Raw genomic sequence first — 18,115 nt, 5'->3', positions numbered from 1 at the left:
GGCGGGCGGCGGCCTAACGGCTGACGAAGGAGAACGAGCCGGGCCAGCTGGGCCACGATGAGGCGGTCACCCCGTTGGCCTCCCCCTCGGGGTAGGCCTCGAGGCCCGGCTCGATCTCGAACACCACCCGGCCGCCGTCCTCGAAGGTGATCAGCCCGGCGTGGACGGCCGCGGTGCAGACCGAGGAGTCGTCGGTGTAGGGGCCCGTCCCCCAGACCGACGACGCGCTGCCGCCCGGCGGGCAGGTGTAGGCGTACCGGTCGCCGTCGTTGCCGCGCAGCTCCGTGGCGTTGCGCGTCCACTCGGCGTCGAACTCCTCCACCACCGCCACCTCGGGCTGCCCCTCCGCGGTGTCGTCGGTGCCTCCGCCGCACGCGGTCGCCAGGATCACCAGGGCCAGCAGGCTGCCACGCAGCCACAGGGTCGAGTTCGTCATGGCCGGCAATCTAGGCGACCGCCGGTCCCCCTCCCCCGCCCGTCACCGACTGTTCACGGCCGCGGCCCCTCAGCCTAGGGTGCGTGTGCGATACCCACCCCCCAGCGGCGCCGACCACACCCAGGTTCGGCCACCGTGTGCCAGGCCCACCCCTCAGGGACGTCCACGCCACACACCGCCTGAGGGTGTGCGGGATGGCCACCCCTCAACCCGGGCGTGCGTATGTGGCCCCTCACCCCTCAACCAGGGGCGCGTGCGTGGCCCCTGACCCCTCAACCAGGGCGGGCGTGTGCGACCCCCCCACCCCTCAACCCGGGGTGCGTGTGCGATACCCACCCCTCAGCGACACCGACCGCACCCAGGGCCCGCCGCCGGGTGCGATGCCCACCGCACACGGATGCCCAAGGCACACGCCACAAGAGGCTGGGTGCGATGCCCACCCCTCAACGGAGCCGAACGCACACACCACACGCCACGGCCGGAACGCGTCGTGTGCCGACCCCACCAGGGCTCCCACCCACCGCCGCAGGGCGCCGGCGAAACGCGAGCGAGACTCGCAGTGCCCGATGCGAAGCGAGGTCCGAGAATCGAGGGAGCGATTCGCCGGTCACGAGCCCGAGGACCGTCCGAGCGGAGCGAGGACCAGCAAGCACCGAGCCCGAGGACCGATCTAATCGCAGTCGCGGCAGTACTCGGAGCCGTCGGGGAACATGCTGGCGGCGCGGAGCAGGCCGCAGGAGGGGCACAGCTGGTCGGGGTTGACGACCATGGTCGGGTTGGCGGCCATGCGCGGCGTGCTCGACGGGGTCTTGCGCTTGGCGGGCGCAGCCTTGGCGATCCGGGGGAAGTCGCTGGCGGGCCGGCCGAGGCCGTCGCGGATCTCGCCGGCGAGGCGCAGCCAGTGGGTCTGCTCGGGCAGGCGACGCAGCGTCCCACCGCGCCAGTCGACGGCCTTGGCGAGGAACGGCTCGAGGTGGTCGACGGTCAGGCGACCGAACCAGCTGACCGGGCGGGAGTGGTGGTGGTCCTCCACGACCGGGCGGGCCGAGTACTCGTACTCGCCGCTGACCGCGCCGAACAGCAGGTCCCCGTTGGCGACGTCAGGGGTGACCACGATGTCCCCCGTGGCCATCCGGGTCGACAGGATGCGCAGCTGGACGAGGTCGTCGGCAGGCTTCTTGCGGCCGGCCGCCTCGATCGCGAGGAACACCTCGGCGTCCGATGCCGTCGACAGGTCGCCCACGCCCGGCCACTCGCTGCCGATGGAGACCATGTCCTTGATGACGAAGTCGCGGGCGTGCTTGGCGCGTTTCCCGGCCTTGACCAGCCAAGCGGTTCTGTCGTCGTGCGGCGCCACAGGTGTCCTTCTGCTTCCGGGTCTGTCGTCTCGTTCGGCGTTGGTGCCGAACCACGCAGGGTACCGAGCCGAGACCCTACGCTGCGGCCATGTGGCCACCCACCCAGCTGACGTACTCCACCGCTGACCGCATCGCCCGCATCACCCTGGACCGTCCCGACCGCGGCAACGGCCTGACCAGCACCCTGATCGCCGAGCTCGCCGCTGCCGTGGAACGGGCCGATCTGGACCCCGACGTCCACGTGATCGTGCTGTCCGGCAACGGCAAGGGGTTCTGCGGCGGCTACGACCTGGTCGAGTCGGCCGAGGGTCAGGGGTCGCTGGGTCCCAGCGACGCGGTCGAGGGGTCGCCGCTGGACCCGGCGGTGATGGCCGCCAACCACGATCCGTCCCGTACGTGGGACCCGATGGTGGACTACGCGATGATGAGCCGGAACGTGAAGGCGTTCATGACGCTGTTCCACGCGGCCACCCCGGTCATCTGCAGCGTCCACGGCTTCTGCGTCGCCGGCGGGACCGACCTCGCCCTGTGCAGCGACCTGCTCGTGATCGCCGATGACGCCAGGATCGGCTACCCGCCGGCCCGGGTCTGGGGTTCGCCCACCACGTCGATGTGGACCCACCGGCTGGGGCCGCAGCGGGCAAAGCGGCTGCTGTTCACCGGCGACTCGCTGTCCGGCACCGAGGCCCTCGAGTGGGGACTCGCCATCGAGGCCCCGCCGGCCGACCGGCTGGTCGAGCGCACCGACGCCCTGGCCGAGCGGATCACCCGCATGCCGCTGAACCAGCTCGCGATGATGAAGCTGCTGGTCAACACCCAGGTCCAGGAGCAGGGGCTGCACGCCACCCAGGTGCTCGGCACGGTCTTCGATGGGATCACGCGCCACACGCCCGAGGGGTACGCCTTCCAGCAGCGTGCAGCCGAGGCCGGCTTCCGGCAGGCCGTGCGGGAGCGCGACGACCCGTTCGGCGACGCCGGCGGGCTCGGTGGCGGGTGACCGAGCCGACTGCGACCACGGGGCCCGTCGGGGATAGCCTCGCGGCATGAGCGGCAAGGAAACCCCCGCAGTGATCGCCCTTCGCCGAGCGAAGCTGGACCACGAGGTCCACGACCTGGGTGAGGAGGGTGTGCCCGACGACGACCGGGGCTACGGCCTCGCCGCGGCAGCGGCCATGGACGTCGCTGCCGAGCGCATCTTCAAGACCATCCTCGTGCAGCACGACCGGCTGGCCGTGGCCATCGTGCCCGTCACCACGACGGTGGACCTGAAGGCCGTCGCCAAGGCGCTGGGGGTCAAGAAGGTCGCTGTCGCCAAGCCGGCCGACGCCGAACGCTCGACCGGCATGGTGGTCGGTGGGATCAGCCCCATCGGCCAGCGCAAGCGCCTGGACACCGTCCTCGACGACTCCGCGATGGACCACGAGCGGGTCTTCGTCTCCGGTGGCCGACGCGGCCTGGAGCTGGAGCTGGCGCCCGCGGCCCTGGTCGAGGTGACCAAGGCCACGGTCGCGCGGATCCGTCGGGAGGACTGACCCTCCCGACGCCGGGTTCAGCCGCGGGGGTGCTCGGGCTCCGGGGCCTGCTCCTCGACCGGCGGGGCCTCGAGCGAGGCGGGCTCCTCCGACACCGGGTCGACCGGCCGACCGGCCGGGTCCGCGGTGGGGGTGTCGCGCTTGTCGGCGGCCAGCGACGTCCAGATGGCGATGGTCAGCACACCGAAGATCACGCCGAGGCTGAGCGGGATCGGCATGTGGTAGACGTCGGCGATCAGCATCTTCACGCCGACGAAGGCAAGGATGGCGGCAAGCCCGAGGTCCAGGTAGCGGAACCGGTCCTTCATGCCGGCCAGCGCGAAGTACAGGGCCCGCAGCCCCATGATCGCGAAGGCGTTGGAGGCGAAGACGAGGAACGGCTCACGGGACACCGCGAGGATCGCCGGAACCGAGTCGACGGCGAACACGACGTCGGTCGCCTCGATCAGGACGAGCACGGCGAACAGCGGCGTCGCGAGCAGCTTGCCCTTCTCGCGGATGAACATGGCCTGGCCGTGGTAGTCGTTCGTCGAGGGGACGACGCGACGGACCAGCTTCAGGACCGGGTTCTCCTCGGGGTGGATCTCGGCGTCGCGGTGGGCTGCCAGCTTCCAGGCCGAGTACAGCAGGAACGCACCGAAAACGTAGAGCACCCAGTCGAAGCGCTCGATCAAGGCCACGCCGGCGAAGATGAAGAGGGCGCGCAGCACGAGGGCGCCGAAGACACCCCAGAACAGCACACGGAACTGGTACATCTTCGGGACGGAGAAGTAGCTGAGGATCACCGCCCAGACGAAGACGTTGTCGATCGACAGGCTCTTCTCGATCAGGTAGCCGGCGTAGTACTCACCTGCCGCCTGTCCGCCCTGCCAGAAGAGGATCACGAGGCCGAACGCCAGGCCGAGGGTGATCCAGACGGCCGACTCGATGATGGCCTCGCGGAAGCTGATCTCGTGCGGCTTGCGGTGCACGAGCAGCAGGTCGAGCAGCAGCAGGAAGACGATGCCGATGAGGAGGCCCCACCACGCGAAGGGGGGCACGTCGAAGTCGGCGAAGCGCTGCGTGGCGGACGCGGCTTCAGTGGCAAGGGTGATGATCATGTTCGGCGCAATGCTATCCGGGCGGGGACCCCCGGAAACCCCTTCGGAATGGGCCGGACAGTGTTCCCTTGGGTACCCTCGCCTACCGACCGGTAACGACCCGAGAGAGCTGGTACCGCATGACCTACCGCGCCCCTGTTCGAGACATGATGTTCGTCCTGAAGAACGTCGCCGAGCTGGACACCCTGCAGTCGATCGACGCCTTCGCCCACGCCGACGAGGAGCTCGTCGAGGGGCTCCTGCGCGAGTGCGGCCGGTTCTGCACCGAGGTCATCGCCCCCACCAACGTCGACGGCGACCAGCAGGGATCGGTCATCCGCGCCGAGGGCGAGGGCGTCACCGCCCCGGAGTCCTTCCACAGCGCCTACTCCCAGTACGTCGACGCCGGCTGGGGGGCCATCCAGTTCCCCGAGGAGTTCGGCGGCGGCAACTTCCCGCTGGCCGTCGCCACCGCGATCAAGGAGATGATCACGGCCGCGAACATGGCGTTCTCGCTGTGCCCGATGCTCACGACCGGCGCGGTCGTGGACCTGCTGGCGCACGGCAACGACTACCTGCAGCAGACGTTCCTGCCGAAGATGGTCACCGGTGAGTGGACCGGCACGATGAACCTGTCGGAACCGCAGGCGGGATCCGACGTCGGCGCGCTGACCACCAAGGCCGAGCCGGCGGAGGACGGCACCTACCGGATCACCGGCACCAAGATCTGGATCACCTGGGGGGACCACGACCTGACGGAGAACATCTGCCACCTGGTCCTCGCCCGCCTGCCCGATGCGCCGGTCGGCACCAAGGGCATCTCGCTGTTCCTCGTCCCCAAGTACCTGGTCAACGACGACGGGTCCATCGGCGAGCGCAACGCCGTCGAGGTCGTGTCCACCGAGCACAAGCTGGGCATCCACGCCTCCCCCACCTGCGTGATGGAGTACGACAAGGCCATCGGCTACATGGTCGGCGAGCCCAACCAGGGCATGCGCCAGATGTTCACGATGATGAACGACGCCCGCCTGGGTGTCGGCGCCCAGGGCCTTTCGATCGCCGACCGCGCCTACCAGCAAGCCGTCCAGTACTCCCTTGAGCGCCGCCAGGGCAAGGCCCCCGGTGACGAGGAGCTGGAGGGTGGCCAGTCGCTGATCGTCAAGCACCCCGACGTCCGCCGGATGCTGCTGACGATGAAGTCCCAGATCGAGGCGATCCGGGCCCTGACCTACCGCAACGCCGCGGCGCTGGACATGGCCCACCACCACCCGGACGAGGGCGTCCGCAACCGCGAGCGGATGATGGCGGACCTGCTGACCCCGCTGACCAAGGCGTGGGGCACCGACCTGGGCGTCGAGCTGACCTCCATCGCCATCCAGGTCTACGGCGGCATGGGGTACGTCGAGGAGACGGGCGTCGCCCAGCACTTCCGCGACGCCCGCATCGCGCCGATCTACGAGGGCACCAACGGCATCCAGGCCATGGACCTGCTGGGCCGCAAGCTCGGCATGGACGGCGGCGCGTTCGTGAAGGGTGTGCTCGCCGAGATCCGTGAGCAGGCCGCCACGCTGGACGATCCGGCGTTCGGGTCGTTCCGCCAGCACCTCGAGGGTGCCGTCGACGCCGTGGAGACGGCGATGACGTGGCTGATGACCAATCGGACGGACTTCAACGCCAGCTTCGGAGGCGCGACCCCGTTCCTGCGGATGTTCGCCACGATGATGGCCGGCAGCCTGCTGGCCAAGGGGGCGGTGGCCGCCAAGGCCGCCATCGACGGTGGCGACGACGACCAGTTCCTGGCCGACAAGCTGTCGACCGCTCGCTTCTTCGCCGGCAACATCCTCTCCACCGTCCCCGGCCTGGTGGACGCGGTCACGTTCGGTGCCGAGGACCTGTTCGCCATCGACGACACGCGGCTGCAGTCGGTCTGACGCGACGCCGGGAACGACCACACGACGAACCCCCCGGTGATGCCGGGGGGTTCGTGCCGTTCGGGGGGACCTCGCCTACTCGGCGGCGTCCAGGAACGGGTAGTCGGTGTAGCCCTCGGCGCCACCGCCGTAGAAGGTGTCGCTGTCGGGCGCGTTGAGCTCGGCCCCGCGCTCGAAGCGGGTGGGGAGGTCGGGGTTGGCGATCGCCAGGCGGCCGTAGGCGATGGCGTCGGCGGTCCCGGCCTCGACCGTGGCCACCCCTCGCTCGAGGTCGTAGCCACCGTTGAGGACGACCGGGCCGTCCCAGCCACCGTCACGGAGCGCCGCCACCTGGACGTGGTCGGGCAGCCCCTCCACGACGTGCACGAAGGCGATGCCCCGCTCGGCCAGCTGCCCACCGAGGTAGGACAGGGTCGGCGCGGGGTCGGGCTCGACGGCGTTGCTGGTCCCGTTGCCGAGGCTCAGGCGGATGCCGGTCCGTGACGTGCCCACGACCTCGCTGACCGCGTCGACGACCTGCAGCGCGAACCGCGCCCGGTCGGTGATCGACCCGCCGCCGTAGCGGTCGGTGCGGTCGTTCACGCCGGAGGCGAGGAACTGCTCGATGAGGTAGCCGTTGGCCCCGTGGATCTCGACGCCGTCGAAGCCCGCCTCGTCGGCCCGTCGGGCGGCGGCCGCGAAGTCGTCGACGATCCCCGCGATCTCGTCGGTCCGCAGCGCCCGGGGGTCGGAGGTGGGCACGAACCCGTCGGTGGTGAACGTCATGGCCTCGGCGTTGGCGCCCGTCGGCGCCACCGGGGCGCGCCCGTCGTGGAAGTCGGTGTGGGAGACCCGGCCGACGTGCCACAGCTGCACGATGATGGTGCCGCCGGCGTCGTGCACGGCATCGGTCACGCGACGCCATGCGCTGACCTGCTCGTCGGTGTACAGGCCGGGCGTGTCGATGTAGCCGACACCCTGCGGGCTGACGACCGTGGCCTCGGTCACGATGGCGCCGAACCCGGCGCGCTGGCGGTAGTACTCCACGTGGAGGTCGGTGGGGACGCGTCCCTCGCCGGCCCGGTTGCGGGTCAGGGGGGCCATGACGACACGGTTGGCCGCGTTGATGGCGCCGAGGGAGAGGGGCTTGAGGAGGGGGGCTGCATGGGTCATTGGTGGTCCAACGCGGACAGGACGCAGTTGATTCCGTTTTGTACTATTTGTCCCGACGGTCGGTCCGCTGGCGCCGAACCCGACACGGGTGCTACACACCCCCAATGTCTCCACGACCGACCCGTGTCCTCATGGTCTGCCTCGGCAACATCTGCCGCTCCCCCACCGCTGAAGCGGCGCTGGAGGAAGCCGCCACCGCAGCCGGCGTACCCGTCGAGGTCGACTCGGCCGGGACGGCTGCCTACCACGTGGGCCAGCCACCGAACCCGCCCATGGTCGCCGCTGCGGCCCGCGAGGGGTTGACCGTCCGGGGAACCGCGCGGCAGGTCGCGGTCGAGGACTTCGACCGCTTCGACCTGATCGTGGCGATGGACACCGCCAACCTCGCGGACCTGCGAGTCCTGGCCCGGGACGACGCCGACCGCGCGAAGCTCCGGCTGTTCCGTGACTGGACCGACCGTCCGGGCCTGGGCGTCCCCGACCCGTACGCCGGCCCCGACGAGGGCTTCACCGAGGTCGTGCACATCGTCCGCGACGCGGCCCGTGGCCTCGTGGAGGAGCTCGCGGCCGACCGCAGCTGACCGTCCGGGTGCGGTCTGCGGCGGGCCGACCTGCAAGGATGCGGGCCGTGATCCTCGTCAACACCGAAACCGTGCCCGGATACGACATCGTGGGGCTGCGCGGCCTCGTCCAGGGCAACACCATCCGCGCCAAGAACATCGGCCGTGACATCGGCGCCGGCTTGAAGAACATCGTCGGCGGTGAGCTGACGGCCTACACCGAGCTGATGGTCGAGGCCCGCAACGAGGCCGTCCAGCGCATGATCGTGCAGGCGCAACAGCTGCAGGCCAACGCCATCGTCAACGTGCGGTTCACCACCAGCCAGGTCGCCGGTGGCGCTGCGGAGCTGTACGCCTACGGCACCGCCGTCACGATCCAGCCGAGCGGCGCCCACACCGCGCCGGGCATGTAGCCGTGGAGGCGTTCTTCATCCCCCTCCTCCAGCTGGGGGTCCCCATCGCCCTGCTCGTCATCGGCGGCCTCGTCGGCCAGCAACGGGAACGGGCCCACCTCGCCGACCTCACCGAACGCGAGCAGCGAACCGCACACGTGCCGGTCACCGACCTGAGCCGGCCGCCCGTCGGCACGACCGTCCAGTCCGGGGCGATGTTCGTCACCGGCAGCGTCGTGATCGCCACCGACTACTACAAGCGGCTGGCCGCATCCCTGCGCAGCCTCGTCGGCGGTGAGGTCCGTGCCCTGTCCCCCGTCCTGGACCGCGGACGTCGTGAGGCGCGGCTCCGGATGGTCGAGGAGGCGATCGCGGCTGGGGCGAGCATGGTCGTCAACGTCCGGTTCGAGACCAGCACGATCACGCTGGGTGCGTCGGAGGTCATCTGCTACGGCACCGCCATCAGGACGTCCTGATGGCGGTCGGCCGACGCGTCGTCAGCCGCGGGTGACGTCGTCGGAGGCGGCCGGGGTGGGCTCCTCCGTCTCGGTCAGGTCCACGTCGTCGTCGGGGCAGAGGAAGTAGTCGCCGGCCACGGGCTGTGCACCGGGGTCACCCTGCTCGCAGAAGTCGATGCCCGATCCCGGCGGACGTGTCCCGGGCGGGTTGGGGCGAGACGGTGTGTCGTCGTCCCCGTCACCACCACCGTCGCCGTCCCCGTCACCGTCGCCGTCGCCCGGCGTGACCGGGATGGGGGTGGCGGTGATGGGAGGCAGCACGGTGACGGGTTCACCGGTCACGGGGTCCACGGTCACGACCGTGCCCCCGCCCGTCGTCGTGCCGTCACCCGTCGTGCCCCCGCCGGTCGTCCCGTCGCCGGTCGCCCCACCGGAGGCGCTCTCGACGACCGTGATCTCGATCGGTTCGCAGACGAGGAAATGGCGGACCTGGCCGTCGAGCACCTGCAGGTGCACGTCGGCCACTCGGTCGGCCACGAACAGGCCCTGCCCCTCGTAGGCGAAGGCCACGACCATCTCCAGCAGCCCCTCGCCGAGGTCACGTCCGGCGAGCGGACCGACGGTCATCATGAAGTCGGGGTCGGAGACGATCGTGCCCGGGGCCAGTGCGTTGCGCTCGGCGAAGCCGACGGGCGGTTCCCCGCTGAACCAGGCCTCGCGGCAGTCATCGGCGGTGTAGTCCAGCAACGGGTGGTTGTTCGCCACGGAGAAGGCGAGGCCGGCTTCCACGCCCGCGGCCCAGGCCGCGTCGCGGGCCTCCCAGTAGTCCTCGACGAGGGCGATCGTGGCCTCGTCGACGGGTTCCAGCGGCTCCGCCGGCGCTGTCGTGACGGGGGCGACGACGACCGGGTCGACGTCAGCCGGTGGCGGTTCGGAGCTGATGCAGGCTGCGGTCAGCAGCGCCAGCCCGAGGGCCATGGACAGATGCTTCCTCAGCCACATGTCGCAGCCTCCAGCAGTTGGGTCTCCGCCGACCCGGTGACGAGCGATGCGCCACCCACGATCTGCATCGAGTCGGTGTCCGGGCAGGTCGCCGCCAGCACGTCGACCGTGGCCTGGGGCACGGAGTCGGCACCCGTGTACAGCAGCGGGGCGTTCACGTCGGCGCTCCAGCCCGCGGCTGCCAGGCCTGCCGGCCAGCCCCTGGCGTAGTAGCCGTTGGCGACCATGAAGCCGTCGGTCTCGCCCCACAGGTCCTCGGCGATCATCGCGGCCGTCTCGGCACGGTCGGCACCACCGATCCGGCGGGCACCCGGGACGGCACCCTCGACGGCCTGCCCCAGCGCGGCCTCGCCGCCGAACAGGATCGTCTCCTCGATGCCCCAGCGCTGGAGCGCGTCGGCGACACCGGGGTGCAGCTGGTCGCTCGGGGTCACCAGCAGGGGTGTCCCGGTGCTGGCGGTCCAGGCGCCACCGCTGAGGGCATCGGCCCACTGGGCGGTCGGGTCGTTGCCGCCGTCGCTGCGGGCCAGCGCCACGGTGGTGGAGCCCGGGTAGATCCGCCGGACCTCCTCGGCAATGGCCAACGCCGTGTCCACACGGGAGTCACCGGCGAGGCGCACGACCTCGTAGCCGTGGCTGGCCAGCTGCGTGTCGATGTCGGCGCTGAGCGCCGCGTCGCCACCGAGGACGTAGACACGGCCGCCGTTGGGCAGGACCTCGGCCATGGCGGCCATGGTCGAGTCGCTCACCGCATCGTGGGTCGAGACCAGCAGCGGGCCGCCGCGCAGCAGCGAGGCACCCGCCAGGGCGTCGACGGCAACGTCGTTGCGGGTCAGCACCACGAAGTCGGGGAAGACGAGCGGCCGCGACAGGGCGACGCCCTCGGCCACCTCGATCACCGAGTCGGCGTTGGTGCGGGGCAGCTGCAGCCGGGCCGGGTCGACCAGCGGGCCACCGAGCGCCGGGATGTCCAGCACCCGATCGACGTTCAGGCGTCCCCAGCCGTTGAAGATGTCGTGGCCCTGCGGGAACAGGTCACGGACGCCGTTCTGCAGCGCGATCTTCACGTCGTCGACGGTGCGCTGGTAGCCGATGTCGGGCAGGTTGGCGCCCGGCGCGGGCGGCTGGGCGGACGGGGTGAACCCTCGGGTGATGTGCGGGTTGAGGCCCAGGTAGAGGGACGCGGCACCGGTCACCAGGGGCGCGGCGAAGCTCGTCCCAGCCACCGGACGGATGCGGTCGAGCTCCCAGAGCGCCGCGATGTCCTGCGACAGGGTGCCCTGGTTGTTGCCGCCCGGGGCGATGATGTCGAGCCACCGGCCGGTCGAGGAGTAGAACGACCGTTCACCGGACCGGTCGCTGGCCCCGACGGTCAGGACACCGGGGTAGGCGGCCGGGTAGAAGACGGGGTCGTCGTCGGCGCCACGGTTGCCGGCTGCGGCCACGACGGGCACGCCCTGCTCCAGTGCGTAGTCGATGACCTCGCGAAGGGGGTCGACGTTGACGACGCGTTCGTCACGGCCCTCGTTGTTGTCGGTGGCGTTGAGGCACTGGGCGTCCTCGGCGTCGGCCAGGACGTCGTCGTCGTTGTTGTCGCGGCCGTCCGCACAGGCCGGGGCCAGCTCGTCGATCGTGCCGACGAACTCCAGGCTCGGGCCCTCGGATCCGTCGTCCTCGCCCTCGCAGCCCGGGTCGGCCACGGTGCCGAGGTCGGCGTTGTCGGTGGCATCGACGAATCCGTCGCCGTCGTTGTCGATGCCGTCGGCGCATTCCATCGGCTCGGCCGGCTGGACCAGCGGGGTCTGCGGGGACTCGAAGTTGTCGTTGGCGTCCTCGCAGTCGGCGTCGGCCAGGTCGACCACGCCGTCACCGTCGTTGTCGCGGTGGTCCGCACAGGCGGCGACCTGCTCGGGCGTGCTGTCGGGCGCGTTGTCGCCCGGCCCCTCCGACCCGTCCTGCTCGTTCACGCAGCCGGGGTCGTCGCCGTCAGTGGTCCCGTCGCCGTCGTTGTCGACGCCGTCGTTGCACTCGGGCTGCAGGTCGCTGCCGCTGCCGTCGGCGGTCTCGGGCGAGCCGAGGGAGATGTGGATGATGTCGGCGCCGTGGTCGACGGCCCACTTGATGCCCTCGGCCACCACGACGTTGTCGATGCACTCGTTGACGTCGTTGACGCGGATCGGCATCAGGCGGACGCCCCAGTCGACGCCGGCGATGCCGATGGTGTTGTTGCCGGTCGCGCCGATCAGGCTGGCCACGGCCGTGCCGTGGGGGCCGCGGTCGGAGTTGCGCGGTGGGGCCGCCGCACCGAAGGACTCGTAGCCGGTTGCCTGCGGGCCGACGAACGGGCCGATGGCGCCGCCGTTGTTGCCGCCCTCGAGCTCGAGGCCGTAGACGGCGTCGAGGCCAGCGACCACACGGGCGCCGCCGGCGAGGAAGTCGAACCGGGTGGAGTCGATGCCCGAGTCGATGACGGCCACCGTCACCGGACGGGTGCGACCACCGGTGGAGGAGTCACGGATGGTGTCCCACGCCGCCGGGGTGGCGATCTGCGGGTGGTACCACTGCACCGGGTACCCGTCGTCGTTGGGGATGGCCTGCGGCTCGAGGTTGTAGCGAACCGCGGACTCCGACTGCAGGCCGCACGTCTCGGGGACGGGGAACTGCGGGACGTGGGTGCCCTCGACGGCGCTGTCGCCCTCGCCGACGCGGATCAGGTAGTTGCGCTCGGGGAACCAGTCGCGACCGCCCTCCGGCGTCTGGGTGTCGACGACCTCGACGGTCCAGGCGAACCCGGAGTCGGCGGTGAAGTCACCGATGGCGCTGGTGGGCACCACGCCGTCGATCTCGTAGCCGTCGAGGCGCTGGGCCTCGTCGAGCCAGGTGACCGTCCACGTCGAGGCGTTCCGCGAGGGGGTGCGGACGGCCATGATCTGCAGCGGCCGACCGGGGACGTTGTTCTCGGGGAAGATGGAGACGACGAAGTCGGGGCCCTCCTCGGGGTCACCGAGGACGGTGGGGTACTGGGTCTCGCCTTCCTCGGCGGTCACGTAGAGGCCGAAGGTGATGCCGCCTGCACCGAGGTCGGTGTTGCCCCACTCCTGGCAGGCGTAGACGAGGAACGCGGTCTGGTCGAAGCGCCCGCCGTCGTCGGTCGTCTGCAGGATGAACATGCTGCGGAGGTCGATCCGGGGCGGGGGCTCGTTGCCGCTGCCGCCCGGGTTCGGCACGTTGTAGCTGGGACCGAAGACCCCGTCGGAGCCACCGCGGAACAGCAGCTGGCGGTTGGCCTGGACCCCGTTGTTCGGCAGGTTGGTGCCGTCGTCGCACTCGTCGTAGTACTGCTGCGCGATCGCGCCGGACCGTTGCTGCTCCAGCGAGCTGAACGTCGAGTCGCTGCTGGTCTCGCCGAGGTACTCCGCCTGCACGGCGTCCCGAGCGGCGTCGCGGGCTGCGGTGCTGTCGGCCCCGGCGGACGCGAACTCGCTGCGTTCGAACTCCTCGCGGTGCTCGGCGGCGAAGGCCGCCCAGTCGACGTCGAGCTCGCCGGGCGACCAGGTCTGCTCGACCGTCCCGGAGAACACCGTCCCGGAGGGCGAGGTGTCCACGGACGAGTCCGCGGGCTCGGCCGTCGAGGGCGTGGCGAGGGCTGCCGGAAGCAGCCCGAGCGCCAACGCCCCGGACACCAATGCAGTTTTGACGGCAGACAGACGCATCCCACACTCCATGTCAAGCGCCTCAATAGTTAACTACAACCCCATTGATTTACAAGGGGGGACCGCTGCAACACCGTACGGCGAAGGCGGGGCGCATGCCGGGATGATCCCCCGCCGGACTCCGGGGGTGTGGGAGGCGCGACGTCACTCCTGCAGGAACGTCGCCGAGGCGATCAGCTGGTTGCCGCCGTAGTCGGTGACGGTCAGGTCGACGTAGATCTCGGTTCCGGGGTCCAGCAGCTCCAGGCCGTACTGCAGGGTGGGCAGGTCGGCGAAGAGGGCGCCGTCGCCGTAGGCCGCCCACTCCACGGTGCCGTCGGGCAGGTACACGAGCACGACCGGGGCGATGAGGGCCGTGGGGTCGGCCTGCAGCTCCCCGTAGGACCCGGTCTCCTCGTCGAGCAGGTAGTAGACCTCCTGCAGGACGTCACCGGTCTCGGCATCCAGCACGATGGACAGGTCGACCGGCGCGACGACGTCGGATCCGGGCGCCTGGTAGTCCAGCGGCACGCTCGCGAAGGCCAGCGTGCCCTCCTCGTCGAAGTCCAGCTCCAGGTAGGCGTCGACGGAGTCACCGTCGGCGTCGGTCAGGGTCAGGACCGTCAGGTCGGTGAACCCGACGACGGTCCCGTCCTCGAGGATCTCCGCGGCGGTGTCGCCGAGCTGGACGATCGCGCCGTCCTCGGGGTCGATGTAGCCGAAGGACAGGCGGGCGTCGACGACGCTCTCCAACGATGCCGGGTCCAGCTGGACGGTGACCTCCACGCCACCCTCGACGTCGGTCACGGTGGCGTCGGCCCCGACCACGCTCGGCTCGGCACCGTCGGCACCCAGCCCCTCGCCGTCGGTGTCCGGTGCGGGCTGCGAGACGACCTCCTGGTCGAGGGCCACCGGCTGCCTGTCGGCGGGGATGGACTGTCCCGCGGAGTAGTAGGCGGTCAGGAACTGGGCCCAGGCCTCGCTGCCGGGCACCTGCAGGTACGCGCCATCGGCCAGGTCGTCGCTGGGTGGGAAGTAGATGGACATGCCGGTCGACCCGAGCCGGGCCGGACCGACGGTCTGGGCGACGACGGTGTCGTTGATCGCCCGCAGCACCGCGTCGGCCTCGTCGGACACCTGCAGGCTCTGCACGCCGATCTCGGCGACGAACTGGCCGAGGTCGGTGAGGTGGGTGCTCTGGGAGGGATCGGGCGAGCGGCCGTACTCCACGGTGCTGGCCCGCTGTCGTCCGATCAGCACCCCGAGGCCCTCGACCTGTTCGGCCAGCGTGCCGGCGAAGGTGGCCATGGCCTCCTCCAGCGCCGACATGCCGGCGAGGTCCAGCAGCGAGAGGGTGATCTCGGCACCGGTGCCCTGGGCGTCGGCCTGGCCGACGAACCCGTCGACGAACGCCGCGCCGAGCCCTGCGGCGTCGATCGTCGGGTCGGCCGCGATCGCGCCGAGCGCGCCGTAGTCCCAGCCGTGTCCCGGTTCGAGCTCCTCCGACGCCAGCATGTAGTCGGCGTAGGGGGCGAGCGCGCTGGCGACCTCGTAGGTGGCCATCAGGCAGGCGTCGAAGCCCAGCAGCTGGATGCGCTCCAGCCCAGCGGCGTCCAGGCCGGCGTCAAGGCCCGCGGCGATCTCGCTGAGGTCCAGGACCTCCCCGCTGCTGTCGTCGGGGCCGATGCCGGTCCAGCCGCCACCGTGGTCGGAGATGGTCAGGGCGTAGTTGTCGGCCGGGAAGGTCTCGACGGCGAACGCGATGAAGGAGGCCAACGTCGTCGGATCGGCCATGTCGAGCTCACCCAGGTCGGCGATCTCGGCGAACTCGTCGGCCTGGACGTACAGCAGCTTGGCCGTCTCCCAGTCGTCGAGGTTCAGCAGCGGCTGGTCGGTGTGGCCGGCCTCGCGGTCGACCAGCGCGACGGTGTTGACGCCGATGGGCGAACCGACGGTGGCCATCTCGGCGACGTCCTCCAGCATCGGCTCCTCGAGGTTGGTGTCGGCGATGGAGTACAGCATGTAGGTCCACGACTCGGGCTCGAGCGGGTCGACGTCGAGCCCGAACCCGACATCACCCACGAGGGTGCCGTCCGCTCCCCCACCGTCACCGGACCGATCGTCGTCCTCGGCAGCCTCGTCCGTCCCCGGGTCGTCCTCGTCGGCGACGCCACCGTCCTCGACGACCGCCGGGGCCTCCTCGGCCACCGTGTCGTCCACGGATCCGTCATCGGTGCCCGAGCACGCTGCTGCCAGCAGCACCATCACCAGCAGGAGGGCCACTGTCCCGTGCATCTTCATCGTTGCCCGCGTTCTCGTCAGCCGATGTCCCGCGACATCGGGGGCGAGGACGGTACTCCTGTCCGCCACGCGGTGTGTTCAGGACCCGAAGGTCAGGTTGCGGCGCTCATGCCCCGCAGCTCGCGCTTCAGCTCGCCGATCTCGTCACGCAGCCGTGCGGCGTACTCGAACCGCAGCTCGCCCGCCGCCTGGTGCATCTCGTCGCTGAGCGTCTGGATGAGGGTCGCCAGCTCGTCCGACGGCAGGTCGCTGACGTCGGGCATGCCGGGCAGCGCCTCACGGCTGCGGTCGGACGGGTCGGCGGACTGGTAGGGCATGCCGGCCTCGGCGGCGCGGGCCATCTGGATGATGTCACCGACGCGCTTGCGGATCGTCTGCGGGTCGATGCCGTGCTCGCGGTTGAACTGCTCCTGGATCGCCCGACGGCGGTTGGTCTCGCTGATCGCGGTCCGCATGGAGTCGGTGATGTTGTCGGCGTACATCACGACCTTGCCGTTCACGTTTCGTGCGGCACGTCCGATGGTCTGGATCAACGACGTCTCGGAGCGGAGGAACCCCTCCTTGTCGGCGTCGAGGATGGCCACCAGCGCCACCTCGGGCAGGTCCAGGCCCTCCCGGAGGAGGTTGATGCCGATGAGCGCGTCGAAGTGTCCCATCCGCAGGTCGCGGAGGATCTCGATGCGCTCGACGGTGTTGATCTCGGAGTGCAGGTAGCGGACCTTCAGCCCCGCCTCGAGCAGGTAGTCCGTCAGGTCCTCCGACATCTTCTTGGTCAGGGTGGTGACCAGCACACGTTCGTCCCGTTCGGCGTGGCCGCGGATCTCCTCGATGAGGTCGTCGATCTGTCCCTTCGTCGGCCGCAGCAGGACCTCTGGGTCGATGAGGCCCGTCGGACGGATGACCTGCTCGACGATGGTGGAGGACATGCGCCGCTCGAACGGCCCGGGGGTCGCCGACACGTGCACCGTCTGACCGACCTTCTCGCGGAACTCCTCGAAGCGGAGCGGCCGGTTGTCCATCGCGGACGGCAGCCGGAACCCGTGCTCGACGAGGGTCGTCTTGCGCGACCGGTCGCCCTCGTACATGCCGCCGACCTGCGGGACGGTCACGTGGGACTCGTCGACGATCAGCAGGAAGTCGTCGGGGAAGTAGTCGATCAGCGTGTAGGGCGTCTCGCCCGGGCTGCGACCGTCGAGGTGCCGGGAGTAGTTCTCGATCCCCGAGCACATGCCGATCTCCTTCAGCATCTCGAGGTCGTAGTTGGTGCGCATCCGCAGCCGCTGGGCCTCGAGCAGCTTGTCGGCCGCCGTCAGCTCCTCGAGCCGTTCGTCGAGCTCGGCCTGGATCGTCTGGATGGCGCGTTCGAGGCCCGTTCCCCCGGTGATGTAGTGGGAGTTGGGGAAGATCATGACCTGCTCGAACTCGCCGATCAGCTCGCCGGTGATCGGCTCGAGCCGGGTGATCCGGTCGATGGTGTCGCCGAAGAACTCGATGCGCCAGGCGGTCTCGCCGTCGGCCGGGAAGATCTCGAGGGTGTCGCCGCGGACACGGAACTTGCCGCGGACGAAGTTCAGCTCGTTGCGTTCGTACTGCAGCTCGACCAGCCGCCGGATCACCTTGTCGAGGTCGATGTCCATGCCCTCGCTGAGCATGAGGTGGTACTTCTCGTACTGCTCGGGGGACCCCAGGCCGTAGATGCAGGACACCGATGCGACGATGAGCACGTCGCGCCGCGTCATCAACGACATCGTCGCCTCGTGGCGGAGGCGCTCGATCTCGTCGTTGATCGAGGAGTCCTTCTCGATGTAGGTGTCCGACGAGGGGACGTAGGCCTCGGGCTGGTAGTAGTCGTAGTAGCTGACGAAGTACTCGACGGCGTTGTTGGGGAAGAACTCCTTGAACTCACCGGCGAGCTGGGCGGCCAGGGTCTTGTTCGGCGCCATGACGAGGGTCGGCCGCTGGACCTCGTTGATGATGTTGGCCATCGAGAAGGTCTTGCCCGATCCGGTCACACCGAGCAGGCAGACGTCGGTCTCGCCCCGGGCGAGGGCCTCGGTCACACCCGCGATCGCGCGCGGCTGGTCACCAGCGGGCTGGTAGTCGCTGACGATCTCGAACCGACCGTCGCGACGGACCGGCGTGGTGGGGCTGGACATGGCCCCATGGTCGCGTACCCGTCAACCACCGTCACCCGGTCTCCCGTCAGGAGGCTGTCAGGAGGG

Annotated in this window: 14 protein-coding genes; 6 read left to right on the top strand and 8 right to left on the bottom strand. The window is 70.3% G+C overall.

What is annotated here, in order from left to right; all coding sequences use genetic code 11:
- Positions 1 to 13 precede the first annotated feature (13 nt).
- Together CUC05_RS06685 and CUC05_RS06680 are read right to left on the bottom strand one after the other, a co-directional pair.
- Positions 14 to 436 carry an LCCL domain-containing protein gene (locus tag CUC05_RS06685; RefSeq protein ID WP_108665295.1) on the bottom strand — a complete coding sequence of 141 codons (423 nt, stop codon included), beginning with the start codon at positions 434 to 436 and terminating at the stop codon, positions 14 to 16.
- A gap of 670 nt (positions 437 to 1,106) precedes the next feature.
- Complete coding sequence (locus CUC05_RS06680; protein WP_108665294.1) at positions 1,107 to 1,793, bottom strand: hypothetical protein; 687 nt, start codon at positions 1,791 to 1,793, stop codon at positions 1,107 to 1,109.
- 89 nt (positions 1,794 to 1,882) lie between these two features.
- On the opposite strand from CUC05_RS06680, the gene CUC05_RS06675 reads away from it, so the two are divergent.
- Positions 1,883 to 2,791 (top strand): crotonase/enoyl-CoA hydratase family protein, encoded by a 909-nt coding sequence (locus tag CUC05_RS06675; protein WP_108665293.1) that lies wholly within the window; start codon positions 1,883 to 1,885, stop codon positions 2,789 to 2,791.
- 46 nt (positions 2,792 to 2,837) lie between these two features.
- The gene (locus CUC05_RS06670; protein ID WP_108665292.1) at positions 2,838 to 3,326 is read left to right on the top strand and encodes an aminoacyl-tRNA deacylase; all 489 of its coding nucleotides are present in this window, start codon (positions 2,838 to 2,840) and stop codon (positions 3,324 to 3,326) included.
- A 17-nt stretch (positions 3,327 to 3,343) separates the two neighbouring features.
- On the opposite strand, the gene CUC05_RS06665 is transcribed toward CUC05_RS06670, so the two are convergent.
- Positions 3,344 to 4,426, bottom strand: coding sequence for a TerC family protein (locus CUC05_RS06665; protein ID WP_108665291.1), 1,083 nt, complete (start codon positions 4,424 to 4,426; stop codon positions 3,344 to 3,346).
- A 68-nt stretch (positions 4,427 to 4,494) separates the two neighbouring features.
- On the opposite strand from CUC05_RS06665, the gene CUC05_RS06660 reads away from it, so the two are divergent.
- Entirely contained in the window at positions 4,495 to 6,336 is a 1,842-nt protein-coding gene (locus tag CUC05_RS06660; RefSeq protein ID WP_205712166.1) for an acyl-CoA dehydrogenase, read from the top strand.
- Positions 6,337 to 6,411: 75 nt separating this feature from the next.
- Here CUC05_RS06660 and CUC05_RS06655 read toward each other — a convergent pair whose 3' ends face one another.
- On the bottom strand, positions 6,412 to 7,488 hold the full coding sequence (locus CUC05_RS06655) for an alkene reductase (RefSeq protein WP_108665289.1): 1,077 nt from the start codon (positions 7,486 to 7,488) through the stop codon (positions 6,412 to 6,414).
- Between the two features lie 104 nt (positions 7,489 to 7,592).
- Here CUC05_RS06655 and CUC05_RS06650 point away from each other — a divergent pair, with 104 nt between their 5' ends.
- The 3 genes from CUC05_RS06650 to CUC05_RS25280 are packed head-to-tail and all read left to right on the top strand — an operon-like array spanning position 7,593 to position 8,916.
- Positions 7,593 to 8,069, top strand: coding sequence for a low molecular weight protein-tyrosine-phosphatase (locus CUC05_RS06650; protein ID WP_108665288.1), 477 nt, complete (start codon positions 7,593 to 7,595; stop codon positions 8,067 to 8,069).
- A 47-nt stretch (positions 8,070 to 8,116) separates the two neighbouring features.
- A complete protein-coding gene (locus tag CUC05_RS06645; protein WP_170127935.1) occupies positions 8,117 to 8,461 on the top strand; it encodes a YbjQ family protein in 345 nt (114 codons plus the stop codon).
- A gap of 2 nt (positions 8,462 to 8,463) precedes the next feature.
- Entirely contained in the window at positions 8,464 to 8,916 is a 453-nt protein-coding gene (locus tag CUC05_RS25280) for a YbjQ family protein (RefSeq protein ID WP_205712165.1), read from the top strand.
- Positions 8,917 to 8,937: 21 nt separating this feature from the next.
- On the opposite strand, the gene CUC05_RS06635 is transcribed toward CUC05_RS25280, so the two are convergent.
- The 4 genes from CUC05_RS06635 to uvrB all read right to left on the bottom strand — a co-directional run bounded on the left by CUC05_RS06635 (position 8,938) and on the right by uvrB (position 18,049).
- Positions 8,938 to 9,900 carry a hypothetical protein gene (locus tag CUC05_RS06635; RefSeq protein ID WP_157965292.1) on the bottom strand — a complete coding sequence of 321 codons (963 nt, stop codon included), beginning with the start codon at positions 9,898 to 9,900 and terminating at the stop codon, positions 8,938 to 8,940.
- Entirely contained in the window at positions 9,891 to 13,613 is a 3,723-nt protein-coding gene (locus tag CUC05_RS06630) for a S8 family serine peptidase (protein WP_157965291.1), read from the bottom strand. Before CUC05_RS06630 ends, CUC05_RS06635 begins: the two co-directional genes overlap by 10 nt.
- 144 nt (positions 13,614 to 13,757) lie before the next feature.
- Positions 13,758 to 15,887: a clostripain-related cysteine peptidase gene (locus tag CUC05_RS06625; protein ID WP_157965290.1), complete on the bottom strand. Its 2,130-nt coding sequence runs from the start codon at positions 15,885 to 15,887 to the stop codon at positions 13,758 to 13,760.
- 98 nt (positions 15,888 to 15,985) lie between these two features.
- Positions 15,986 to 18,049, bottom strand: a complete 2,064-nt coding sequence (gene uvrB, locus CUC05_RS06620; protein ID WP_108665283.1) for an excinuclease ABC subunit UvrB — start codon at positions 18,047 to 18,049, stop codon at positions 15,986 to 15,988.
- Positions 18,050 to 18,115: the final 66 nt, after the last annotated feature.

Source organism: Euzebya rosea (genome assembly GCF_003073135.1).
GTDB lineage: Bacteria > Actinomycetota > Nitriliruptoria > Euzebyales > Euzebyaceae > Euzebya > Euzebya rosea.
The sequence above is the reverse complement of the archived record's forward strand: the minus strand, read 5'-3'. Positions and strand labels throughout refer to the sequence as shown.